The following is a 25,689-nucleotide window of genomic DNA, read 5'->3' as shown; positions in this document are numbered from 1 at the left end:
GCCGCGCTGGCTTCATTCCCCTCTCCACAGCGGGGGGAATACGAGCGTCGGCGTGCCACAGCCCTCGGCGGTGGGGAAGAACACCAGGTCCGAGCCGGCACCTCGCAGCGTCCGGAACGTCTCCAGCACGGGCAGGCTCAGCTCCACCGGCGCGATCCGGCGCACGCGCCGGCCCTGATCGACTTCCCACCCTCCCGCGATCATCGCCACCACGCCGGGACGCGGCATCGTGGTGAACGTCTCGATGCGCGCCACCAGCTCCGTGTAGCGCTCGGGGAGTGCGTCCCCGCGCGGCACGACGAAGAGGTTCACCGGAGAGGGCGCGGGTGGTGAGCCCTCGTAACGCAGGCCCCGGCCATTCGGCTCCACCCCGAGCCCCGCCGCCGTCCCCGCCGAGTGGAGGAAGCCCCGCAGCCGTCCCTCCTCGATGAGCCGCAGGGGGCGCGTGGGAATGCCCTCGTCATCGGTGCTCCGCCGCTGCGTCCCGCGCGGGTGCTGGGGGTCGTCCTCCACGCTCAGCACCGAGGGGAAGAGCTTCTTTCCCACCGCGCGCGCGAGCGCGGGAGTCGAGGCCACCACGTCCCCTCGCAGCATCCACGCCAGCGCCGCGACGAGCGGGGCCGCGATGGCCGGCCGCAACACGAGCGGCAGGCCCGGGTCCACCGCCTCCGTGGGGCCCTCCAGCGCCTCGAAGGCTTCCGCGAATCGTCCCCGGAGGGACTCCAGCTCCCACGGCTCCCCGAGTGGCGCGGCCACGGCGTCGACGATGGCGCCTCGCCCGGTCTCGCAGCGCACGAAGGCCTCCTCCCGGGAGGACACTCCGGTGAGGAGACCGTCTTCACCCCGCACGAGCGCGCTCCAGGCGGCCGACTGCGTGACCACCACCGCCTGCACCACGGCGCCGGGTGGCACGACTTCCCGAGCGAGCCGCTCCGCGGAGTCCCTCGCTCGCGCGCCCGAGAGCTCTGGTAGCGACAGGGACACGGGCCCGGCGGGAGCCGGCACCGGGGGAAGCATGGAGCGGGGACTCGGGCCCAACCGCTGTGCGGCCGTGGCCAGCACGCGTCCCAGGTCGTCGGGTCCGCCGATGGGCAGCACCGCGAAACCGGAGCGCTCCTCCCGCCATACCCGCGCCGCCGCCGATACGGACTCGCCCCGGCTGAGGACGGAGACGCCCGTGCTCACCTCGTACTCCAGCGTCAGCCGGCGGCTCGCGGAGAGGAAGAGCTCGGCACCCGTGGGGGTCTCCGTTCGTGTGAACGCGTCCAGCGCGGATCGGGCCACATCGGCCAGCGCGCGCAACTCCAGGCCCGCGCATACGTTCGGTCCGCTCTCACCGCGCTCCTCACCGGAAGTCACCGGCATCTCGTTCTCTCCACGGGGACAACATCATGCCCTACACGGTGGCCCGCTCGCTCCCTCGCCCTCCGGGAGAGGGTGGGGGTGAGGGTATCCGGGCCCGTTCTTCAACCCGTGGCCCGCGGTGTGGGCATGGGGTTCAACCCGGGATCCGTGGCACCCTCACCCCGTCCCTCTCCCGGAGGGCGCGGGGTAATTGGCGCGGGGTAATTGGCGCGGGGTAATTGGCGCGGGGTAATTGGCGCGGGGTAATTGGCCACGCTTCTCGGACCTGACTGAAGGGGGTTAGAAAGCAGAGAGGAGGCGCTTCATCTTGCGGGACTGGTTCGTCGAGCGGCGCGAGGTCACCGAGGTCGTCCACCAGCGCTCGGGACTGCGCGTGCTCGCTCCCGTCTGCGAGCGCGGCTACGCCGTCCGCCGCGATGTCCCCGAAGGTCTGGAGCAGCTCTGGACGGAAGTGGCCGGAGGTCCGCTCCCTCCCGGCGCCCTGCCCTCCGAGCTGCTGGACCCGGCGCGCGCTCTGCTCGAACCCGAGCCCTCCCCACCGGACGCCACCGTCCTCTCCGACGTCGCCCGGCGGCTCGTGGACACCGCCCGGGCCGCGGGCGCCTCGCACCTGGACGTCCTCCTGCGCGAGGTGGACCAGCGCATCCTCCTCGCCGGTGAGCAGCACCATGCCGAGGACCGGCGGCACCATGCCCTCCTCGAGCTCAAGGTGTTTCACCCCACCCCGGGCGGCCTCGCCGAGCTGTGGCGCTGCGCGGCCTACCCCGATGGCCAGGCCCTCCGCGCCGCCCTGCCCCAGCTCGAGTCCCTCGTGGAGCGCATGGCCCGGCAACTCCAGCACACCACCCCGGCCGTGCCCTGCCCCACCGGACTCCTCCCCGTGGTGTTCCCTCCCGGCTCGGCCTCCGGTTCCTTCTTCCACGAGGTGTGTGGCCACCCCCTCGAGGGCGATGTCGTCGCACGCGGCGGCTCCTACCTCGCCCGCCGACTCGGGCAGCGCGTCGCCGAGCCCTTCGTCTCCGTCTCCGACGACCCGACCGATGGCCGCGGCGCGCTCGCCTACGCCTGCGATGACGAGGGCCACCCCGCCCAACCCGTCCCCCTCCTCCACGCCGGCCACGTCGGCACGCCCCTGCTCGACACTCGCAGCGCGAGGGCGCTCGGCTGTACACCCAATGGACACGGCCGCCGGGTGGGCTTCAAACACCCGCCCCTCGCCCGCATGGCGCACACCCGCGTCGAGCCGCACCAGGGGGACCTCGAGGAACTCATCGCGAACATCCCCCACGGGCTGCTGGTGCGCCACCTGCTGCCGCGGCACATGAACCTGCTGTCGGGGGACTTCAGCTTCTACATCGTCGAGGCCCAGGAGCTCCGCGACGGACAAGCCGGGCGCATGGTGTCCCCCGGCATCCTGAGCGGCAACGGCCTGGACGCACTGGCGAGCATCGACGCGGTGGGCGCGGACTACCAGAACCTGTTCGCCACACGCGGTTGCCGCAAGCTCGACCACGGCCCGCTGCCCGTCTCCTTCGGGCAGCCGACCGTCCGCTTCCGCCAGCTCCACGTCCAACCCTGGCGGTGAATCAGCCCGGGCGGTGCATCCCGCCAGGGCTCCGGCTCACTCCGGATAGCACTGCGAGTTGGACTCCGGGAACGGCACCGGATCTTCCGTCTCGTCCACCGGGGGAGGCTCGCCACCGGGGAAGGAGAAGACGCGGCCGAACGACACGCCCTCGCGGATGTCCTGTTCCACGGGCGGGATGACCCACGGCCGGGGGAAGTCCCCCTCCTCCGAGGTCACCGTGTCGATGAACGACACCCGCAGCTTGTCCGTCACGTCCTTCTTCGGGGGCAGCACCACCGCGTAGTAGCCCAGCGAGCTGATGGCTCCGTCCTCCGGAATGGCCATGTAGCCCATGGGCGACTGCCCGGGGATGCCCTCCTCCGGCGGCGCCCACTCGATGGCGAGGAGCTTGCCCATGTTGGCCTCGGCGGCGATGCCCTCGGCGGGAATCGTGAAGATGTCCAGCTCGTAGCTGGGCGCGTAGACCCACAGCAGCGCCACGCCGGCCGTCTTCTCCGGGTTCATCAGGTCCGCCACCGTCGTGGGCGTCCCCATGTCCGTCAGGGTGTTGGCCACCGCCTGGAGCGCACCGGCGTCGCCCACCATCGTGGCCACCTGCAACTGACACAGCGTGGAGTGCGGGACGATGGGCCGCAGGGTCGTGGTCGGGTAGTACGTGCCCGCGGGAGCCGTCACGGGCGGCGGCGGCGCCTCTGGATCCATGTACCCCTCGCCGAGCACCACGCCCCGCTCCGGCGGAGTGGCCCGCGCGGTGTACGCCACGGTGTTGCTGGAGGGCACGCCCGACAGCTGCCAGGAGCCCGTGAACGAGCCCACCGTGCGGCCTCCCACGCTGTTGTCCGGAGCCAGGACGCTGATGCCCGCCTCCGGCACCGACGAGTACATCAGGAAGGGCACGCCGTCGTAGAGCGCGGGCGGCGCGCCGTCCTCCGGGTGCTCCGGATCCGACGGCCAGTTGGCCAGCAGGAAGAAGAAGGCCTCCGGGTCATACACCACGCCCGAGAGCGTGCTCGTGCGGCCCGGCAGGTTCGTGTACGGCGACGGCGGCGGCGGCAGCTCGGGCTCGGGCACCAGGGAGCAGCCCACCAGGGAGCCGGCGAGCAGAACGCTGGAGAGGAAGTGAGAAACCCTCATGTCGGTCCTCATGGCAATCAATTGCGCGGCAGGTTGTGCGAGGTGGGCGGCTTCAGGGCGTGGCACCCGTTGGCGCAGTTGCCGTAGGCGTTCGGCGTGATGTGCACCGGCTGGAACTCCAGGTCGAAGTACTCCGTGCCGTGCGCCCCGGGGTGGCAGCCATTGCAGGACTTGATGCTGGGCCGCAGCGTGCTCTCGCGCGTCAGGTGGCACAGGGTGCAGTCCGCCTTGTCCTGCTTGTACTTGCGCGAGCCCATGTGGATGCGGTGCACCGCGTCCGGCAGGAAGCCGATGGACTCGTCGTTGTGGCACGTCTTGCACGTCTCCACGTGGTCCACCGAGACGCCGTGGTGCACGTTGGTCATCGAGTTCACGCCGTTGTGGCACACCTGGCAGTTGCCCACCGTGCCCGGGTACGTCGTGGCCTGCTCCTGGCCCACCTGGAAGAAGAACGAGTCGAGCCGGTTGAGGCGCTCGCCCATGAAGTAGCGGTGCCCCTTGAGCATGATGGAGTAGGTGCCCGGCTTCGCGTTCGTGGGCAGCTTCACCGTCAGCCGCGTGGCCGGGTGGATGTCACCGCCACCGCCGTAATACTGGCTGCCCGGATCCAGGTAGTACTTCGGCTCGCTGCTCTGCGGGAACGCGAAGTAGGGCAGCTCGTACGTGCCGTTGACCACCTGCAGATCCTGCAGCGGGCCGATCAGCTTGTAGCCCGCCTCCGAGGAGCTCGCGTCCCGGAACGGGAAGAGCATCGAGTCGTTGAAGTACAGCAGGCCGTTGGACATGTCGCCCATGTACTCGTTGAAGCTGGGCAGGGTGTCGCGCGGGTGCAGCGCGTTGCCGTCCCCGTCCAGCAGGGCGATCTGGAAGTCCACCGTCTCGCCCGGCACGTGGAACTTGCCGTTCTGCGGCGGGGCGATCTTCACCGTCTGCTGCAGGCCGAAGCCACAGGGCACCGTCTGGGTGTCATCGGGCAGGCCGTCCGCGCCGAGCTTGTAGCAGGTGGGCGCCCGCTCCTGCTCCTTCACGAAGTTGACCGGGAAGAGGAAGGGCTCGTTGGGCAGCAGGCTCCAGGTGATGCGGATGACACCCTCGCCCGTCAGGTCCGGCATGCGGAAGGACTTGAACGGGTTGGTGGAGCCCACCATGGACACCTTCACCACCGTCTGGTGCATGGGCGGCCCGAACAGGTCGGACAGGTGGACCGTGGTGTCGCCCGGGTACTCGGGACGCCCGATGCCCATCACCATCCAGCTCACCCGGGTGCGCCCCGTGGTGGAGTTCTCGGCGAGGAAGTCCGTGCGCTTGTAGGTCTCCGACACGCGGATGTTGCCCGACGCGTCCAGCACCTCCAGCTTGAACTCGTCGTCGGTGGAGAGCATCCACGCGGCGTTGTCGAAGTACGTCTCGCGCTGGAAGAGGCCGCGGTTGTTGAGCGTGCGCCACTCGTCGCGGCTCATCGTCATCCCGCTCCAGTCCAGGTTCTTGAAGCGCGACTGCTTGCGGATCCACTTCGCCGGCGCGGTCCGGTCGTTGAAGTCGGTGTGCTGGTTGAAGACCGAGTGCACCACCGAGAACTCGCGCAGGAAGTAGAGCGCGCCCGGCGTCACGTTCATCTGCGCGAAGGGCGGGATGGGCGGAATGGGGCCCGGAGCGAAGGCCATGTCCGGCCGCTCGCACGTGGCCGGGTAGTTGAAGAGGCTGGGATCCAGCGAGCTGCCCAGCGCCACCGGCTCGCCGTTGGGCAGCATGGCGCAGCCGTTGTAGCCAAGCAGCGACAGCGAGATGGCTCCCGAGGCCGAGCTCGAATAGGGATCGAAGGCCTTGGCGCCACGGCCACGCGTCCCTTCCGAGTCCTCGACCCGGAAGACGTCACAGCCCGAAGCGAGCGCCACAGCGCAGAGGAGGAGGGTTTTCTGGAGACGATTCATTGGGGGGGAGACGAATCCTGCGCGCTCCGCCACAGCGGCATGGCGGAAAGAGACATTGGCCCGGCGGTACGACCCTACCAAGCGCCTCGCTGTAAAGCCAAGAGGCCCACCCGGAGGCACACGGACCGTTTCAGTCGGGAGCGGGCCCCTCCACGGGGTGGCCCAGGCGGAGCGCGATCACACCCCGCCGGTACTCGTTGGTGAGCCGATCCGCCTTCACGTGGACCTCACCGGAGAAGTCCAGTGGATGGGCCTTCGGCCGCTGGGCCTCGGCCATCACACGGTCCTGCTCGAGGATGGCCCGCTCCGACTTCACGAAGATGTCCGGGAACATCTTCAGGTTCGGGTGGTACGAGGAGAAGTAGAAGCACTGCATCTTCTCCTCCGACCACGGTGAAGCGATCGCATACACCGTGTGCTTGAAGAAGAGCGTTGGCTTGAAGGTCAGGCGCACCGCGAACGGGTACGTCACCTCGTACGTGAGCGTGGTGCGATCCACCTTGGGCGGCGCGCCCCCGATGGACGGCGCGAGCGCGGGATAGGTGATCTGCGCCCGGACCCCGTGGGGCAGCCGCTCCACGTCATAGGGTGGCACCTGCTGCTGCGCCGGATTGCCGAAGGTGCCCTCGTGCACCCAGGACAGGTGCGTGACGTCCAGGACGATCTCCAGCATGCGCCCCGCCGAGACATTCCAGTCCAGCAGCGGCAGCGCGACGGTGGCCACGCTGCCGTCCTCCAGCTCGGGCCAGTCGGGCAGCGGCGCCGCGGGCTCGGCGGCCAGGCACACCCAGATGAGGCCGTAGCGCTCGGTGGCCCGGTATGACGCCACCGCGGCCCTGGGAGGAATGGGCACGGAAGGCTGCGAGGGAACGTGGACGCACCGCCCATCCTGGCCGTACGTCCACCCATGGAAGCCGCAGCGCAGCCCCTGGCCCACCACGGCTCCCTGCGACAGGTCCGCGCCACGGTGCGCGCAATAGCGCTGCGTCACCGCCACGCCCGGACCCGTGCGCCACACCACCAGCTCCCTGCCCAGCAACCGCGCCGGGAGGGGACGCTCCTTCAGCTCATGCGAGAAGGCGACGGGGTGCCAGTACGCCGAGAAGGCTTCTTCGTAGGAGCGCACGCCGGTTTCCATCCCTCACCGCACGCTCAGGCCAGCGCGAGCGGAGCGATCTTGCTCTCGATCTCCTCGAGCAGGAAGTTGATCTCCTCCAGCTCGTCGAGCTTCTCCGGCGCCGCGGCGGGGGCGGCGGCCTGCACGGGGGTGGACTCAGCGGAAGACGCAAGGGCGACAGGAGTGGTCTCTTCGGCGGCCATGGGGGGCTCCTGGAAGAAAGCTGTGAACTCAGTGTAAATCGAGATGTTCGTGCGGATAAGGTCTTCCTGTCAACCAGGGAAGCCCCACTTTTTCTCAACATCTCAATCCGTGAAGCCCATGAGCCAGCCCTCCGCCGCCCTGTCCTCGAAGCACGAGCAACCCCGAGGGGAGGGCCTCGCCGCGATGCTCGGCGGGAGCCTGTGGCTGCTGTTCTATGGGGCGTCGGCGCTCGCCGGGCGGGAGCTGGGCGAGGGCCCCCGGGACGTGAATGACTCGGGGTTGCTGCGGCTGGGAGCCGCCGCGTTCAGCGGGGCCCTCCTGGCGCTCGGCATCGGCCTGATGGGGCTGAAGGCCCGGCTCCAGGGGCGGGCCCCCCGGCTGGGACTGGCCTCGACGGTGATGGCCGCCCTCGCCATCGCCCTGGGCACCGTCAACGTGCTGATGCTGACGGGACTGCTGGGGCCCCCCCGGTTCATCGGCGGCCTGGCCGCACTGGGAGTGCTGGGTGTCTGCACGGGCGCCGTGCTGCTGGGGCTCGCCACCCGGCGGGAGCAGGTGCTGCCACGCTGGGGAAGCACCCTCCTCGCCGTCACGGGCCCGCTCACCGTGGTGCTGATCGCCACCTCCGGCCTGCGGTTCGGATCCATCCCCGGCTACGTGCTGGATGACCTGCCGTTCGCCATCGCCGGCCTGCTGTGGATCACCGCCGGTGTGGCCATGCGCTCGTAAGCCCGCGCCTCGCTATACTTCCACCCGCCTTCCGCCCCCCCGCTCCGGATGACCTCCCCCTTCGACCGTCTGGCCGCCGTGCTTCTCGTGACGTGGAGTTGCGTGGCCGGGGCCCAGGAGCTGCGCGATGCCCGTCCCGGCGTCACCACGGGCCAGGAAGTGCTGCGCTCCTTCGGAAGGCCCACCCGCCGCACGCCCACGCCCAAGGGCGGAACCGTCCTGAGCTACCAGCGGACCGCCGCCCCCGAGGGCACGCGCGGCGCCTTCTTCACCCTCGACGCCGAGGGCCTGCTCCAGCGCATCGACGTCATTCCCAAGCGCCCTCCCACGCGCGCCAGCCTCGAGAAGACCCACGGGCCGGAGTGCTCCGAGGACACGCCCCCGGAGCGCCCCTGCTACGAAGTCCAGCGCACGCCCCGGGGCTTCGCCCTGAACTACGCGCGGCTCGGGCTGCTGGTGAACTTCGAGAAGAAGCGGGTGAAGTCCCTGACGTACGTGGCCCCCGCTCCGGAGCCGGAATCGGAATCGGAATCGGAATCGGAGTCCGAGCCGCTGGCGTCCACGCCAGAACCCTCGTCCGGCTCCGGCACGGCCTCCGGCGAGCTCGACATGTCGCTGCGTCCCGCGGCCGTCGAGTCCTCCGAGCCCGAGTCCGAATCGGAGTCTGAATCCGGGGCCGGGCCCGAGTCCGCGCCCGCGGAGCCCCGGACGCTCGCCTCCGCGCCCACCGCCTCCGAGACCGCTCGCGAAGCCGAGTCGCTGCAGCGCACCACCCTCGCCATGGGAGGCCGCATCCTCCAGCAGGGCTATGTGTCCGGCTCGCGGCTCGGCCCGGATACGCGGATGCGGCCGAGCATCCCCGCCCTGGTGGACCTCTACCTGGATGCCACCCCGGGCAGCAGCTTCCGCGGCTTCGTGGTGGGACGGCTCGTCTATGACCCGTTGGACCAAGGCCTGAGCGGACCGCGGGTGATCCTCGACCAGCTGTGGCTGCGCTTCGATGTCGCCAGCCGCGTGTTCTTCACGCTGGGACGTCAGCAGATCAAATGGGGCAGCTCGCGCATCTGGAACCCCACCGACTTCCTCCAGCGCCCCAACCCGCAGCCGCTCGAGGCTTTTGATCTGCGCACGGGCGTGGACATGCTGAAGGTGAACATCCCCTTCGAGCCGCTGTCCTCGAACCTCTCGCTCTTCGCCACGGCGGACCTCAACGGCCCGGCGGGAGATCCGTTGCGCTATGGCGGCGCCGTGCGCGCCGAGGTGGCGGTGGGCACCAGCGAATTCGCCGCCTCCGCGGCCTTCCTGCAGGGACGGCGTCCGCGCTTCGGCCTGGACTGGTCCATGGGCGCGGGGCCGTTCGATCTCAACGCGGAGCTCGCGCTGGTGCAGGACACCACCGTGGGCCTCTGGCAGCGCACCGCGGACGGCTTCGAGCCGCGGGAGTTCGGCGGGCCCAAGCTGCTCGCCAGCGCGGGGGTGAACACCCAGCTCCGCTTCGCGGATGTCTACCGGCTCGGCCTGCGGCTGGAGGGCTTCTACAACTCGCTGGGGTACGAGGATCGCTCATACCTCACCTGGCTCATCGCGCAGGACGACTACCAGCCGCTCTTCTTCGGCCGCTACTACGCCATGGGGCAGCTGTCCTTCACCCGCCGCAGCATCTACGTGCCCACGCTGAACTTCACCGTCCTGTCGAACGTGCTCGACCGCTCCTTCTACGGACGCGTGGACTTCATGGTGGTGCCCATCACCGAGCTGAAGGTCTTCGCCTTCGTGGAAGCCCCCTTCGGCCAGCGCGGGACCGAGTTCCGCTTCGTGCCCGACCCCGCGATCGCGCCCCTCCCCGCAACGGGGCTGAGCCTCTTCCGCGTGGGATTCAGTGTCCAGATGAGGATGTAGAAGGTCCCCGACCATGGCCTCCCCGAAGAACCTCGATGCCCTGTCCTCCGCCGAGAAGCGCGCGCTGCTCAAGCAGCTCCTGGAGCGAGGCAATCCCCCCGCCGCTCCGGGCGCCGGCACCCCGGGCACCGGTGACCTGACGCTCGCGACGGGGCCCGTGCGGCGCCCCGCGGACGAGGCCCCCGTTCCGTCCTTCGCGCAGGAGCGCATGTGGTTCCTGCACCAGCTCCAGCCCGGTGCCGCCACCTACAACGTGCCCGAGGCCGCCGAGCTGAACGGCACCGTGGACGCGGGCGTGCTCGACGCGGCGCTGCGTCACCTGCTCGCGCGGCACACGGCCCTGCGCGCCACCTTCCCCACCTCCGAGGGCCTTCCCCGGCTCGCCTTCCAGGACGTGCCCGCGCGCGTGCTGGAGGTGGAGGAGCTCGCGCCCGAGGCGGACGGTGAGGGGCTCGAGGCACGCATCTCCCGCCGCCTGCGCGAGGAGGCCACGCGCTCCTTCGACCTGGAGCACGGCCCGCTTTACCGCTTCCGCCTGTTCCGCGTGTCCCCGCGGCGGCATGTCCTGCTGCTGGTGGTCCACCACATCGTCTTCGACGGCTGGTCCATCAACGTGCTGATGCGCGAGCTGGGCGAGGTGCATGCCGCGCTCGCCCGCCAGCAGGAGCCCCGGCTGCCTCCGGTGGCCATCGAGTACTCCGACTTCGCCGCGTGGCAGCGGCTGCCCGCCGTCTCCGCCCGCGAGACCGAGCTGCTGGACTACTGGAAGCGCCAGCTCGCGGACGCGCAGGCCCTGCTGCAGCTGCCCATGGATCTGCCCCGGCCCGCCATCCGCTCCACCCGCGGCGCGGAAACACCGCTGCTCCCGCTGCCCGCCGCGCTCACCGAGTCCGTCCGCGCCTTCTGCCGCGAGCGCCAGGTCTCCCCCTTCATGGTGTTCCAAGCGGCGTTCTCCGCGCTGCTCCACCGCTACTCGCAGCAGACGGACTTCTGCGTCGGCACGCCCGTCTCCGGCCGCACCCACCCGTCCGTCGAGGGGCTCGTCGGCCTCTTCGTCAACACCCTGGTGCTGCGCACCCGCGTCGCGCCCTCCAGCACCTTCTCCTCCCTGCTGGCCCAGGTGCGCACCACCACCCTGGAGGCGCTCGCCCACCAGGACGTTCCCTTCGAGCGGCTCGTCAGCGCCCTGGGCGCCGAGCGCAGCCTCAGCCACACGCCCCTCTTCCAGGTGATGTTCGACCTGTACCGCGTGGAGCACTCGCTGGCGGATGCGCTCTCCGCCTCGGGACTCCAGACGCGGCCGGTGCGCGTGGACACCCGCGCCTGCCAGTTCGACCTGTCCCTCTCCGTCTACGAGAGCAGCCGCGGCTTCAACGTCTTCCTGCGCTACTGCGAGGACCTGTTCACCCCCGCCACCGTGGAGCGGATGCGGGGCCACTACGTCCAGCTCCTCACCCACGCGCTGCGCGAGCCCCAGGCCCGGCTGGACACGCTGCAACTGCTCACGCCCGAGGAGCGCCAGGCCGTCCTCCACCACGCCCGCCCCTCCACGCGCGACTGGTCCCTGGACACCTGCCTCCACGAGTACCTGCCGCTCCACGCCCGCACCGCGCCCCAACGCGTGGCGCTCGCCTTCCGCGGAGGCCGGTGGACGTATGGGGAGCTCGAGGTCCACACCAACCGCGCCGCCCACCGCATGGTGTCCCACGGCGTCGGCCCCGAGCGCATCGTCGCCGTCCTCAGCCCTCGCTCCGAGGGCCTGATTCGCGCCCTCATCTCCGTCCACAAGGCCGGCGGCGCCTACCTGCCGCTCGACGCGCAACTGCCCGCCGCCCGCGTCGCCCAGTTGCTCGCCGAGAGCCGCGCGCCCTTCGTGCTTCCGCTCGGTGACACCGGGGCCCTGCTCTCCGAGGCCCTGGCGCTCCTCCCCGAAACGCAGCGGCCCCATGTACTGTCGCTGGAGGCGCTGGACTCCGAGAGCCCCGAGCCCCTGCCCCGCCGCGCCACGCCGGACAACCTCGCCTACGTCGTCTTCACCTCCGGCTCCACCGGCACGCCCAAGGGCGTCATGTGCGACCACCGGGGCATGCTCAACCACGCCCTGTGGCTCCAGGAGGACCTCGCCCTCACCCCGGACGACGTCCTGTCCCAGACCGCGGGCATGGGCTTCGACATCTCCATCTGGCAGATGATCGGCCCGCTGTGCTTCGGCGGCGGCACCTACGTCTTCGACGACGACGTCATCCGCGAGCCCCTGAAGCTGGCCGCGGCCCTCGTGGAGGCCGGCTCCACCGTCCACCAGATGGTGCCGCCCGTCTTCCAGAACTTCCTGGAGGAGCTCGAGGCCGCCAACGTGCACAGCCTCGGCCGTCTGCGCTGGCAGCTCCTCGGCGGACAGGCGCTCCCGTCCTCGCTGTGCCGCACCTGGTTCGCGCGCTTCCCGCACATCGGGATGGTGCACGCCTACGGCCCGGCCGAGTGCACCGACACCGCCACGCACCACTACATGCGCACGCCGCACGAGGCCCCGGCGGGCACCTGGTCGCCCATCGGCACGCCCAAGGCCAACCTGGAGGTGTACCTCCTCGACGAGGCCTTCCAGCCCGTGCCCGTGGGCGTGGTGGGAGAGATCTTCATCGGCGGCGTGGGCGTGGGCCGCGGCTACCTGGATCATCCCGAGTGGACCGCCGAGCGTTTCGTGCCGCATCCGCTGAGCACCCGGCCCGGAGAGCGGCTCTACCGCACCGGAGACCTCGCCCGGCTGCGCGCGGATGGGCTCTTCGAGTTCGTCACCCGCGCCGACTTCCAGGTGAAGGTGCGCGGCGTGCGCATCGAGCTGGCCGAGGTGGACGCCGCGCTCCAGGCGCTCCCCGAGGTGCGCGAGGCCGCCGTGCTGGCCCGCGAGGTGCGCCCTGGCGAGAAGCTCCTCGTGGCCTTCGTGGCCCCGGCCCGGGCCGGCACCAGCCCCGCGTCCCTGCAGCAGGCCCTGGCGCGCTCGCTGCCCGGGTACATGGTGCCCTCCCGCTTCCTCCTGCTGGAGGCCCTGCCCCTCAACGCCAACGGCAAGGTGGACCGCAAGGCCCTGGAGGCCCTGCCCCTCGACTCCGCCGAGTCCCAGTCCTCCGGGGAGCCGCCGCGCGGGCCCGTGGAGGAGCTGCTCGCTCAGCTCTTCCGCCAGGTGCTCGGCGTGGAGAAGGTGCACCGCGAGGACAACTTCTTCCACCTCGGCGGACACTCGCTGAGCGCCACCCGCCTGGTGGCCCGCATCCGCCAGTCCTTCGACGCCGAGCTGCCGCTCCCCGCCTTCTTCGCCTCGCCCACCGTCGCGGGACTGGCGCGCGAGCTGTCCCAGCTCCAGGGCACCAGCGCCCAGGGCCTCCCCGCCCCCACGCCGCGTCCGGAGGGCTCGCCTCCCGTGCTGTCCTCCGCGCAGGAGCGGCTGTGGTTCATCCAGCAGCTCCAGCCGGACTCCAGCGCCTACCACACCCCCGAGGCCATCGAGCTCACGGGCCCCCTGGACCTCGAGGCCCTGCGCCAGTCGCTGCGCTGGCTGCTGGAGCGCTACCCGGTGCTCCGCCTGTTCATCCCGTCTCGCGAGGGACAGCCCCACCCCGTCGTCCTGCCCGTGCCCCAGGAGCCCCTGCGCGTCGAGTCCCTCGAGGGACTGCCCGACGCCCGGGAGCGGCTGGCCTCGCGGCTGCGCGGTGAGGTGCACCAGCCCTTCTCGCTGGAGGCCGGCGCCCTCTACCGCTTCTGGCTGTTGAAGCTCGGCCCCGAGCACCACGTGCTGCTGCTCGTGTTCCACCACCTGCTGGTGGATGGCCTGTCCCTCAACCTCCTGCTGCGAGAGCTGGCCGAGGCGTGGTCCGCCTTCCACCAGCGCCAGCAACCCGCGCTCCCGCCCGTGCGCCTCCAGCACGCCGACGTGGCCGCGTGGCAGCGCACCGCGCCCGTGCTCGCCCGCGAGGAGACGCAGCTCGGCTACTGGAAGCGCCAGCTCGAGGACGCCCCGGGCCTGCTGCAGCTCCCCACCGACAAGCCCCGCCCGGCCGTGCTGTCGCACCGCGGCGGCTTCGTCGGATACCACCCGCTGCCTCCCGCGCTCTCCCAGGCGCTGCTCGCCTTCTGCCGCCAGCACCAGGTGACTCCCTTCATGGTGCTGTACGCGGCCTTCGCCTCGCTCCTCCACCGCTACAGCGGCCAGGAGGACTTCTGCGTCGGCATCCCCTCCTCGGGCCGATCCCACCCCGCCACCGAGGACGTCGTCGGCCTGCTCGTCAACACCCTGGTGCTGCGCACCCGCATCGGGCCGTCCACCTCCTTCGCCGAGCTGCTCTCCCAGGTGCGCGCCACCACCCTGGAGGCCATCTCCCACCAGGACGTCCCCTTCGAGCGCCTCGTCGGCGCGCTCGGCGTGGACCGGACGCCCAGCCACTCGCCCCTCATCCAGGTGATGTTCGACCTCAACCGGGTGGACAACCCGCTGGCCGGGGCCTTCACGAACCTCCAGACGCGCTCGCTGAAGCAGGAGCTGCTCAGCAGCCTGTTGGACCTGTCCCTCAGCGTCGTCGAGCGCCCCGAGGGCTACGAGCTCTTCATCCAGTACAGCACCGACCTCTTCGAGGCCGGCACCGTGCAACGCATGCTGGAGCACTACCTGCGCCTGCTGGGGCACGCCGTGGCCGAGCCCCGGACGGCCGTGGAGGCCCTGCCGCTGCTGTCCCCCGCCGAGCGCGAACAGGTGCTGTTCACCTTCAACGACACCGCGCGGCCCTTCGACATCGAGGCGACGATCGCCTCGCTCTTCGAGGCCCAGGTGGCGCGCACCCCGGGCGCTCCGGCGGTGGTGGCCCCCGAGGGCACGCTCACCTTCCGCGAGCTGTCCGAGCGGGCCTCGCGGCTCGCGGCGCACCTGGTGGCCGCGGGCGCCCGGCCCGAGACCGTGGTGGGCCTGTGCCTGGAGCGCTCGCTCGACGCGGTGGTGTCGCTGCTGGCCATCTTCATGAGCGGCGCCGGGTGTCTCCCGTTGGAGGCCTCGCATCCCGCGAGCCGCCGCGCCGCGCTGCTGCGGCAGGCCCGTGCACGGCTCGTCGTCTCCCGGCCCGCGCTGTTCGACGGCGTGGAGATAGGCGTGCCCATGGTGGATCCGGTGGCCGTGCGCCAGACGGTGCTCCCGTCCTCCACGCCCTGGCCGAGGGCCCGCCCCGAGAACCTCGCCTACCTCCTCTATACGTCCGGCTCGACGGGTGAGCCCAAGGGCGTGGAGCTGACCCACCGCAACGTCGTCCACTGCTTCGCGGCCTTCGATCCGTATTACGAGACGCAGCCGGGTGACTGCTGGGCCTCCTCCGGAAGCCTCTCGTTCGACATCCACCTGGAGGAGCTGCTCTTCAGCATCACCCGCGGCGCGCGCACCGTGCTGCGCGAGGTGGGCCCGCTCGGGCTGGGGCGCGACCTGGTCCAGCACGGCGTCACGCACGTCGTCATCACGCCCTCCTCGCTGGCCACCGCGCTGGAGGAGCCCGGTGCGCTGGAGGCCTTCCGCTCGCTGAAGGTGCTCGTCACCGGCGGCGAGGTGCTGCCCGACCCATTGGTACGCCAGCTCGCGCTGACGCGGACGAAGCTGGTCAACACGTACGGCCCCACGGAGACGAGCATCAACGTCGTCGCGGGACGCATGCGGCTCGGCGAGCCCGTGCGCCTGGGACGCCCGCTGGACCGCTGCCGCATCTACGTGCTCGATGCGCGCGGCGAGCCCGTTCCTCCCGGTGTGCCCGGTGAGCTGTTCATCGGCGGCACGCCCCTGGGGCGCGGCTACCGCGAGCGCCCGGAGCTCACGGCCGAGCGCTTCGTGCCCGATGCCCTCTCCGGTGACCCCGGCGCCCGCCTGTACCGCACGGGCGACCGCGTCCGGTGGAACGAGGATGGGACGCTGAGCTTCCTGGGCCGCACGGACTTCCAGGTGAAGGTGCGCGGCGTGCGCATCGAGCTGGAGGAAGTGGAAGCCGCCCTCCTGCGCCAGCCCGGCGTGCGCAAGGCGGCCGTGGTGGTGCGCGGCAGCCAGAAGGACGCGCGGCTGGAGGCCTTCCTCGTGCTGGAGGGAGACGCGGCCCGCGAGGTGACCCGTCTCCGCGAGGGGCTCTCCGCGTCGCTGCCCGAGGCGATGGTGCCCTCGCGCTTCGTCTCGCTGCCCGAGCTGCCCTTCACCACGAGCGGCAAGGTAGACCGCAAGGCGCTGCTCGCCCTGCCGGTGGACGCCAGCGAGGCAGCCCCCTCGGGCGAGGCCCCGCGAGGCCCCGTGGAGGAGCTGCTCGGCCAGCTCTTCTGCCAGGTGCTGGGCGTGGAGAAGGTGCACCGCGACGACGACTTCTTCGAGCTGGGCGGCCACTCGCTGAGCGCCACCCGGCTGGTGGCCCGCATCCGTCAGGCCTTCGGCGCCGAGCTGCCCCTGGCCGCCTTCTTCTCCGCTCCGTCCATCGCGGGACTGGCGCGCGCGCTGTCGAAGCTCCGGGGCACCGCCGCCGAGGATCTCCCCGCCCCCACGCCCCGCCCCGCGGGCGCTCCGCCGCTGCTGTCCTTCTCGCAGGAGCGGATGTGGTTCATCCAGCAGCTCCACCCGGACTCCGGCGCCTACCACATCCCCGAGGCCGTCGAGCTGACGGGCCCGCTGGACGAGGACACGCTGGAGGCGGCGCTGCGCTGGCTGTTGGAGCGTCACCCCGTGCTGCGGCTGGCCGTGCCGTCCCGCGAGGGACAGCCCCAGCCCGTCCTCCAGCCGCTGCCCGGCCGGCTCCTGCTCGCCGAGGAGTGGAACGGAGCCGCCACGCCGCAACGGCTCGCCCACTGGCTGCGCGAGGAGGTGCACCGGCCCTTCTCCATGGACGAGGGCCCGCTCTACCGCTTCCGGCTGCTGCGCACGGGCCCCGAGCGCCACGTGCTGCTGCTCGTCTTCCACCACCTGCTGGTGGATGGCCTGTCCCTGGACATCCTCGTGCGCGAGCTGGCCGAGGCGTACCGGACGCTCGGCCAGGGCCGCACGCCCTCGCTGGCACCGGTGCGCCTGGACTCCAGCGACATCGCCGCGTGGCAGCGCACCGCGCCCGTGCGTGCGCGCGAGGAAGCCCAGCTCCAGTACTGGAAGCGCCAGCTCACGGGCGCGCCGGGACTGTTGCGGCTCCCCACCGACAAGCCCCGTCCCGCCGTGCTCTCGCATCAGGGCGGCTTCACGGGCCACCAGGCGCTCCCCTCCGAGCTCGTCCACGCCCTGCGCGCCTTCTGCCGCCAGCACCAGGCCACGCCCTTCATGGTGCTGTACGCGGCGTTCGCCACACTCCTCCACCGCTACTCCCAGCAGACGGACTTCTGCGTCGGCACGCCCGTCTCGGGCCGCTCGCACCCGGCCACCGAGGACACCGTCGGCCTGCTCGTCAACACCCTGGTGCTGCGCACCCGCCTCCAGCCCTCCGCCTCCTTCGCCGAGCTGCTCTCCCAGGTGCGTGCCACCACCCTGGAGGCCATCTCCCACCAGGACGTTCCCTTCGAGCGCCTCGTGCAGACGCTCGACGTCCCGCGCACGCCGAGCCACTCGCCCCTCTTCCAGGTGCTGTTCGACCTGAACCGGGTGGAGCACGCCCTCGCCGATGCGCTCCCGGGCCTCCAGGGCCGCCCCCTCACGGTGGAGTCCGCGAGCAGCCCGCTCGACTTCTCCCTCGGCATCCTCGAGGGCCCCGATGGCTACCAGCTCGCCATCCGCTACAGCACCGAGCTCTTCGAGGCCGGCACCCTGAAGCGCCTGCTGGGCCACTACGTCCAGCTCCTCACCCACGCGCTGCGCGAGCCCCACGCGCGGCTCGACACGCTGCCCCTGCTCACGCCCGAGGAGCGCCAGGACGTCCTCCACGCCGCCCGCGGCGCCACGCGCGACTGGCCCCTGGACACCTGCATCCACGAGCGCTTCTCGTCCCACGCCCGCACCGCGCCCCAGCGCGTGGCGCTCGCATTCCGAGGCGGACAGTGGACGTATGGAGACCTCGAGGCCCACACCAATCGCGCCGCCCGGCGGCTGGTGTCCCAGGGCGTCGGTCCCGAGCAGCTCGTGGCCGTCCTCGCTCCTCGCACCGAGGGGCTCATCCGCGCCGTCCTGTCCCTCCACAAGGCCGGGGGTGCCTACCTGCCGCTCGACGCACAACTGCCCGCCGCTCGCATCGCGCAGTTGCTGTCCGAGAGCCGTGCGCCCTTCGTCCTTCCGCTCGGCGGCACCAGTGAGCTGCTCTCCGAGGCGTTGGCCCTCCTCCCCGAGGCGCGGCGTCCTCGCGTGCTCTCCCTGGAGGGACTCGACGCCGAGAGCCCCGAGCCCCTGCCCCGCCGCGCCACGCCCGGCAACCTCGCCTACGTCGTCTTCACCTCGGGCTCCACCGGCACGCCCAAGGGCGTGATGATCGACCACCGGAGCCTGCTCAACCATGCGCTCGGGAAGCAGGAGGACCTGGGCCTCACGCCGGAGGACAGGCTGTCCCAGACGGCGAGCATGGGCTTCGACATCTCCGTCTGGCAGATGCTCGGGGCCTTCTCCTTCGGCGGCTCCACGTACGTCGTCGACGACGAGGTGGTCCGCGAGCCGCCGCGTATGGCCGCGGAGCTGGACGCCTGTGGCGCCACCTTCCTCGAGCTGGTGCCGTCCGTCCTCCAGTCCATCCTGGAGGAGGGCGACGCCGCCCACGCGCCCACGTTCCGCCGCCTGCGGTGGATGCTCATCGGTGGGCAGGCGCTTCCGCCCGCGCTGTGCCGCACCTGGCTGGAGCGCTACCCGGCGGTGTCCTTCGGCAACGTGTACGGGCCGGCCGAGTGCACGGACACCACCACGATGCACCTCCTGCGCACGGCTCCTACGGGAGGCAGCACGCCCATCGGCACGCCCCGCGCCAACCTGGAGACGTACGTCCTCGACGAGTCCCTGCGGCCCGTGCCCGTGGGCGTGGTGGGCGAGCTGTTCATCGGCGGAGCGGGCGTGGGCCGCGGCTACCTCGGCCGTCCCGAGTGGACCGCCGAGCGCTTCGTGCCGCACCCCTTCAGTGCCCGGCCCGGAGAGCGGCTCTACCGCACGGGAGACCTCGCCCGGCTGCGCGCCGATGGCCTGCTGGAGTTCGTCACCCGCGCCGACTTCCAGGTGAAGGTGCGCGGCGTGCGCATCGAGCTGGCGGAGCTCGAAGCCGCCCTCCTCGCCCTGCCCGAGGTGCGCGACGCCGCCGTGCTGGCACGCGAGCTCCACGGCGGAGAGAAGCAGCTCGTGGCCTGGGTGGTTCCCGCCGGGCCCGGAGTGGAGAGCACCGCGCTCGCCCGGGCCCTGGCGCGCTCGCTGCCCGCGTACATGGTGCCCTCCCGCTTCGTCACGCGGGAGGCCCTGCCCCTCAACGCCAACGGCAAGGTGGACCGCAAGGCCCTGGAGGCCCTGCCCCTGGACGCCTCCGAGGCCCGGCCCACGGGTGAGCCACCGCGCGGGCCCGTGGAGGAGCTGCTCGCTCAGCTCTTCTGCCAGGTGCTGGGTGTGGACACGGTGCACCGCGACGAGGACTTCTTCCGCCTCGGCGGCCACTCGCTGAGCGCCACCCGGCTGGTGGTGCGCGTGCGCCAGGCCCTCGGTGCCGAGCTGCCCCTCGCGTCCTTCTTCGCCTCGCCCACCGTCGCGGGACTGGCGGCCCTGCTCGGCAGCGAGCCCCGTCGGGAAGCGGAGTGGAAGCCGTCCGGACAGCGTCCCGCGCGCCTCCCGGCCTCGCTGGTGCAGGAGCGGCTCTGGTACGCGCTGCAACTGCCCGAGGCCCCGCCCTTCGTGGTGGTGTCCGCGCTCGTGCTCGAGGGCCCGCTCGACGTCGCGAAGCTGGAAGCGGCGCTCGAGGCCGTGGTGGACCGAGACGACACGCTGCGGACCACCTTCACCCAGGAGGCGGGGACCGTCTTCGCCCAGGTGAACCCGAGGAGCGCTCCGGTGCTCACGCGGACGGACCTCTCGCACCTGCCGCCCGAGGAGGCGCGCAAGGCGGCGAGCGCCATCGCGACGCGGCACGACCACCAGCCCTTCGACGCACTCCGGGGACCGCTGTACCGCTTCGAGCTGGTGCGGCTGGACGAGGCGGGCACGCGGCATGTGCTCGTCACGGCGGTGAGCCACCTCGTGCTGGACGGCATGGGCCTGCAGGCCCTGCTGGGTGAGTGGGCGGAGGCGTACCGCGCGGCGATCGCCGGACAGCCCTCGCTGCTGCCTCCCGCGGCCGTGCAGTACGCGGACTTCGCGCTCTGGCAGCGCCGGCCCGAGCAGCTCCGCCGGCTCGACGAGGGCCTCGAGTCCTGGAAGCGGGCGCTGGCGGACGCGCCGCCGGTGTTGGATCTGCCGCTCGACTTCCCGCGCCGGGCGCCCGCGCTCAACGCCAACATGCGGCCGGTGCGGCTGTCCCTGCGCACTGGAGACGTGGCCGCACTCAAGGCCCTGGCCCGGCAGGAGGGCGTGTCCACCTTCACCGCGATGCTCGCGCTCATGCAGGCGTGGCTGCACCGGCTGAGCGCCCAGTCGAGCGTGGTGGTGGCCTCGCCCTTCTCGGGCCGCCTGCTGCCGGGCACGGAGCGGCTGGTGGGCTACTTCGCCAACGTGGTGCCGCTGTGCACCGATGTCTCGGGCGAGCCCTCCTTCCGCGCGCTCCTGAAGCGGGCGCACGGCACCGTGGTCCACGCCACCGCCCACCAGGAGGTGCCCTTCAAGCGCATCGCGGACGCCGTCCACCCGGACGCGGACCGCTCGGCGCCGCCGCTGGCCCAGGCACTGCTGCTGCTGGACACGCTCGGGGCTCCGGCCTTCGAGGGGCTCGGCGTGTCCACGCTGGAGGGAGAGAGCATCATCCCGGCGTACGACGTGGTGCTGCATCTGGTGGAGAAGCCCGAGGGCCCCACCTCCGGCGTCATCGCCACCGACAGCGCGCTCTTCACGCCGGAGACGGCCGAGCGCATGGCCCGCGCCTTCGAGCAGCTCTTCTCCGAGGCGGTGCGAGCCCCGGACGTGGCGCTGTCCCGGCTGTCGCTCCTGTCCTCCGCGCAGCGGGCGCGGGTGCTGGCGGCGCTCGACGGCGGGCCTCAGGACATCCCGGCCGGGGCGTGCATCCACACGCTCTTCGAGGCCCAGGTGCGCCGCTCGCCGGACGCGCCCGCGGTGGCCCACCACACCACCACCTGGAGCTACGCCGAGCTCAACGCCCGCGCCAACCTGCTGGCGGCCCGGCTCGTCGCGCAGGGGCTGCGGCCCGAGGACCGGGTGGGCGTGATGATGGAGCCCACCGCGCAGGCCATGGCCGTGCTGCTGGGCATCCTCAAGGCGGGCGGCACCTATGTCCCGTTGGATCCGGGCTGGCCGGAGCCTCGCAAGCGCGCGGTGCTGGAGCGGGCCGGCGTGCGCCGCCTCTGGGTGGACGCGGAGGCGATGGAGACGCACGACGACTACGCCCCCGTGGTGGAAGTCCCCGAGCAGCCCGGGCACGTCCCGGGCGAGCTCGTCCCCGGGCCTCGCGAGGTATCCGACGCGCAGCTGGCGTACATGATCTTCACCTCGGGCTCGACGGGTGAGCCCAAGGGCGTGATGGTGGAGCACCGCTCGGTGGTGAACCACAACGTGGCCATCGCGAAGCGCTTCGGGCTGCGGCCGGGAGACCGGATGCTGCAGTTCGCCCCGCTGAGCTTCGACGCGGCCGCCGAGGACCTGTACCCGCCGCTGGTGGTGGGAGCCACGGTGGTGATGCGCAGCGGGCTCGTGCCGGCGCACGCGATGACGCCCTACCTGGAGCAGGAAGGCATCACGGTCATCAGCCTGCCGCCCACGTACATCGAGGAGTGGGTGCGCGAGATGGAGGCGCAGGGCCAGCGCGTGCCGGCGAAGCTGCACCTGCTGGCGCCGGGCGGAGACGTGCTCAAGCGCGAGACGTTCGAGTCCTGGGTGCGCGTGGGAGGCGCGCATGCCCCGTGGGTCAACGTGTACGGGCCCACCGAGTGCACCATCACCTCGGCCACGTGTGACATCCCGGGTGCCGAGGGCGTGGGCACGGCGCCGACGTTCCCGATTGGCCGGCCCATTCCGCGCGTGCGCGTCTACCTGCTCGACGAGCACCTGGAGCCGGTGCTGCCGGGCCTGCCGGGCAAGGTGTACATCGGCGGGGCGGCGCTCTCGCGCGGCTACCTGAGCGCGCCGGACATGACGGCCGAGCGCTTCATGCCGGATCCGTTCTCCCACGAGCCCGGTGCGCGCATGTACAGCACGGGGGACCTGGCGCGGCTGCAGCCGGATGGACGCCTGCGCTTCCTGGGGCGGGCGGACCACCAGGTGAAGATCCGCGGCTTCCGCATCGAGCTGTCGGAGATCGAGACGTGCCTGCGGCGTTTCCCCAAGGTGGAGGAGGCGGTGGTGATGGCGCGCACGGGAGCCACGGGGATGCAGCAGCTGTGCGCCTGGGTGCAGGCCCCATCGGCGGTGCGGGCGGAGGCACTGCGCGCGCACGTGGCGGCGCTACTGCCCACGTACATGGTGCCCGCGTCCTTCGTCGTGATGGAGCGGCTGCCGGTCAACAACAACGGCAAGGTGGACCGCAAGGCGCTGCCGGCTCCGGAGGCAGCGGCCCCCACGGCCCCGGCCCCCGCCGAGACCCCGGCGATGGGAACCCTGGAGATGCCCATCCGCTCCACGCTGGAGATGGCGCTCCAGCGTTTGTGGAAGGAAGTGCTGCAGCGGCCCGAGGTCAACGCCGGAGACAACTTCTTCGAGCTCGGCGGCGACTCGCTGCTGGCGATGCGCCTGCTGGGACGGTTGGAAGAGGAGTTCGGCATCCCGGTGCCGCTGGCCACGCTGTTCCAGTACCCGGTGCTGCGTGAGACGGCGGAGGCCCTGCGCGAGCAACTGGAAGCCGGACCGCCGCCCACGAGCATCGTGCACCTGTCGGGAGCGGAGACGCCGGAGGACGCCCCGGCGCTCTTCTTCCTGCACGCGGGAGACGGAGAGCTGCACCACTACTACCCGCTCATCAAGCGGCTGGGCCGGAAGTTCCGCCACTTCGGCATCCAGGCACCGGAGACGCTGGCGGCGCGTCCCTTCGCCACCTTCGACGAGCGCATCGCCTCGTACGTGAAGGACATCCGCGCGGTGCAGCCGCACGGGCCGTACCGGTTGCTCGGCTATTCATACGGAGGCTGCGCGGCGTTCGGCGTGGCGGCGGCACTCGAGGCGGCGGGGGAGAAGGTGGAGTTGCTGGCGCTGCTGGACACCTTCACGGCGCTCGCCACGCACGCGCCCCAGCAGATGGAGGGCGTGCGGCTGATGGCGCAGGAGTTCGGCGTGCTGGACGAGACGCTGGAGGGCGAGCTGGCCGGGATGAGCCTCGCCGCCCAATGGGAGCGGGTGGCCGAGCGGGCCCGTGACGCCGGAGTCGTGGCGCCGCACTTCGACGGCAAGCACCTGGCGCGCGTGTGGCACGTGCTCGGCGAGGTGCTGGTGCCCCAGGTGCAGCGCTGGACGGTGCCGGCGCTCCACGGCCGGGTGATGCTCTTCACCAGCGAGGAGTCCCGCTCCATCCGCGACGAGACGCTCGGCTGGGACCAGTACGTGAAGCGGGAGCAACTGGACCTGGTGCCCCTGCCGGGAAGCCACGTCGGGAGCATCCACCCGCCGCAGGTGGACGCCATGGCGGCACGGCTGCGCGCGGTGCTCGGAGTGAGTGGGGAGTGAAAGAAGGCACCGCCCCCGGCTGCACAGGCCGCCCTTCCCTCATGCCGTGCTACGGAGTCTTGAACGGCACGCTCCGCCTCCCTGTAATACCGCGAGGGGCTCTTCGCGAGCTGAGCCCATGCCAGGAGGCGCCGAGTGCCCAGAGGGGTGGCTTTGCTGACATGCATGTTGCTCGTGGGGTGCAGTAGCGCACCCCGGAGCGCTCTCCCTGCCACTGCACAGACAAGGTACTGCGTCTACGTCCCGAGCAGCGGCTTCGAGAAGGCAGAACAAGGTGGAGCATCTGCCGCCGTGCCTGCGCCGGGAGCGAGGCAGCCGACGGCTCCACTTCTCCCTTCCCGGCCACCGCTGCGAGGGATTCCGGGCGGAGGCACAGGAGATGGGGTCCCCCGCGGCATGCTTCGCCCGGTGCCGCAAGGCGGCACGACCGCGGCAGGAGCAGGCACTGGCGCTGCGGTAGGAGAATCCCTGGTGACGAGTGGCGCGGTCGCCGCGGCCGCAGGCAGTGTTCTGCTGCTTTGCTTCACCATCAAAGCGGTTGTGGACGGTGAGCAGACCCCTATCGACGTCGCGGACAAGTTCTACGGCACGCACTTCGGAGATGTTTCTGGATGGGTTCAAGGCCGGTATTCCCCAAAGGACTCTGCGACTCCGAGCACCATCGAGATGGAGATCCTCATTCACCATGCGCCTGATGGCACGGTGTCAGTAGAGACAAGCGCGCCCACGCCCCAACCTGAGTCGGTGTCTTCTCCCCGCGCTCCGCCCAGTGAGTGGCCAGATACGGAATCCGCCAGAGAAAGCAAAAAGAAACGCGGCCGTCTCTATGCGGCCTACAGAAAGTTCAATGAGGCAACCAACCTCTACTACTCTGGCCGGACCAGCATGGTCGTTGACCTCAGCCTGCCCCTTGACCTCCAGGCACAGTTGGCCATCAGGCTCCGAGACAGGAATCATCACATTGACGAGAACCAAGAGCCGAGGGGTGTTTCATTCGATGATGCACAACTTGATGTGTTCGACGTTGGAGCCGCCATCGACTACGCTCAGAGGTATGATGACCCTGCGTATTGGCGGATTCGCGGAAGAGAGCAGCAACTGATAGACTTCAGTGGAGGCGCCCAGTCCGACACTGGCAAGCCCCATCGAACCGAGAACATCGTGCGCGCAGTGTCAAAAGACAACCCTCGGGGCAGACGGCTTCATGATGCTGCCACGATTCGCTGGGGCGAACTTCACCGTTACACAGGGTACTAGGGCATGCAGCCAACGCATAAGCCAGGTTCATTTTGGAGAATTCCCCTCCCAGACGGCTCCTTCGGCTATGGAAGGGTTCTCGAATTGCATTTTGATGCCTTCTACAATCACAGGACCACCAGTCCAGACTCGGACCTGGACAGGATCGCATCCGAGCCCGTTCTCTTCAGGATCATGGTCAAGCATCCCTACCCGAAGTCATGGGAGCTCATTGGGTGGAGAGAGATTGAGGAGCGCCTGACGCAACCCATTGTCCAATTCAGAATGGAAGTGGGCCCACTCCGGCGTTGTTGGATTTTCGACACCCTCGGCAATTCGAGAGAGGCGACCCCCGAAGAATGTATCGGGCTCGAGCCAGCGACTGTTTGGGAACCGCACGGTGTCGAAAGACGTCTGCTTGATGCCTTCATGGGGCGTCCCAACGCAGTACTAGAGCGCATCAAGAGGGAGTTGAGTCAGTAGGGGGCCTTTACTCGCAGGGGGCGCCGCGCTCCCGAACTGAAGAAGCGCGGCATCCCACTGCTCACCGTGGATGACGCGGCGTGACGCATACTGCGTATTCCGGCCATTGCGATCACTTGTTCCGGACGAAGCCGATCACCGATTCCGGCTCAAGCCGATCACCAGTTCCGGGCGAAGCCGATCATCGGAGCGGAGCGACGCTGGTGCCTCTCACTTCTCCGGCTTCGGCTCGGTCGTCAACTTTCCATCCCGC

Annotated in this window: 11 protein-coding genes; 6 read left to right on the top strand and 5 right to left on the bottom strand. The window is 70.8% G+C overall.

All coding sequences use genetic code 11. The annotated features are described in order from the left end of the window. Positions 1-12: 12 nt before the first annotated feature. Positions 13-1,365, bottom strand: a complete 1,353-nt coding sequence (locus AC16DP_RS08225) for a metallopeptidase TldD-related protein (RefSeq protein ID WP_329731644.1) — start codon at positions 1,363-1,365, stop codon at positions 13-15. 307 nt (positions 1,366-1,672) lie between these two features. Between AC16DP_RS08225 and AC16DP_RS08220 the strand changes: the two genes are divergently transcribed. Next, positions 1,673-2,950 carry a TldD/PmbA family protein gene (locus tag AC16DP_RS08220; RefSeq protein WP_329731645.1) on the top strand — a complete coding sequence of 426 codons (1,278 nt, stop codon included), beginning with the start codon at positions 1,673-1,675 and terminating at the stop codon, positions 2,948-2,950. A gap of 36 nt (positions 2,951-2,986) precedes the next feature. Here AC16DP_RS08220 and AC16DP_RS08215 read toward each other — a convergent pair whose 3' ends face one another. The 4 genes from AC16DP_RS08215 to AC16DP_RS08200 form a co-directional block, all read right to left on the bottom strand. After that, positions 2,987-4,087: a hypothetical protein gene (locus AC16DP_RS08215; RefSeq protein ID WP_329731646.1), complete on the bottom strand. Its 1,101-nt coding sequence runs from the start codon at positions 4,085-4,087 to the stop codon at positions 2,987-2,989. A gap of 17 nt (positions 4,088-4,104) precedes the next feature. Beyond that, positions 4,105-6,018: a hypothetical protein gene (locus AC16DP_RS08210; protein ID WP_329731647.1), complete on the bottom strand. Its 1,914-nt coding sequence runs from the start codon at positions 6,016-6,018 to the stop codon at positions 4,105-4,107. A gap of 130 nt (positions 6,019-6,148) precedes the next feature. After that, on the bottom strand, positions 6,149-7,144 hold the full coding sequence (locus AC16DP_RS08205; RefSeq protein ID WP_329731648.1) for an aromatic ring-hydroxylating dioxygenase subunit alpha: 996 nt from the start codon (positions 7,142-7,144) through the stop codon (positions 6,149-6,151). A gap of 26 nt (positions 7,145-7,170) precedes the next feature. After that, positions 7,171-7,338 carry a Xan family putative trans-acting RiPP leader peptide gene (locus AC16DP_RS08200; RefSeq protein WP_329731649.1) on the bottom strand — a complete coding sequence of 56 codons (168 nt, stop codon included), beginning with the start codon at positions 7,336-7,338 and terminating at the stop codon, positions 7,171-7,173. A gap of 118 nt (positions 7,339-7,456) precedes the next feature. Here AC16DP_RS08200 and AC16DP_RS08195 point away from each other — a divergent pair, with 118 nt between their 5' ends. The 5 genes from AC16DP_RS08195 to AC16DP_RS08175 all read left to right on the top strand — a co-directional run bounded on the left by AC16DP_RS08195 (position 7,457) and on the right by AC16DP_RS08175 (position 25,436). Further along, positions 7,457-8,068, top strand: coding sequence for a hypothetical protein (locus AC16DP_RS08195; protein ID WP_329731650.1), 612 nt, complete (start codon positions 7,457-7,459; stop codon positions 8,066-8,068). Between the two features lie 102 nt (positions 8,069-8,170). Then, on the top strand, positions 8,171-9,967 hold the full coding sequence (locus AC16DP_RS08190; RefSeq protein ID WP_329731651.1) for a hypothetical protein: 1,797 nt from the start codon (positions 8,171-8,173) through the stop codon (positions 9,965-9,967). 13 nt (positions 9,968-9,980) lie between these two features. After that, the gene (locus tag AC16DP_RS08185; RefSeq protein ID WP_329731652.1) at positions 9,981-23,717 is read left to right on the top strand and encodes a non-ribosomal peptide synthetase; all 13,737 of its coding nucleotides are present in this window, start codon (positions 9,981-9,983) and stop codon (positions 23,715-23,717) included. Positions 23,718-24,188: 471 nt separating this feature from the next. Further along, positions 24,189-24,974, top strand: coding sequence for a hypothetical protein (locus tag AC16DP_RS08180; protein ID WP_329731653.1), 786 nt, complete (start codon positions 24,189-24,191; stop codon positions 24,972-24,974). A gap of 3 nt (positions 24,975-24,977) precedes the next feature. Next, on the top strand, positions 24,978-25,436 hold the full coding sequence (locus AC16DP_RS08175) for an immunity 26/phosphotriesterase HocA family protein (protein WP_329731654.1): 459 nt from the start codon (positions 24,978-24,980) through the stop codon (positions 25,434-25,436). Positions 25,437-25,689 lie beyond the last annotated feature (253 nt).

It is taken from the genome of Archangium sp. (assembly GCF_057119385.1).
Note: the sequence above shows the minus strand (reverse complement) of the source record. Positions and strands in the feature narration are given on the sequence as shown.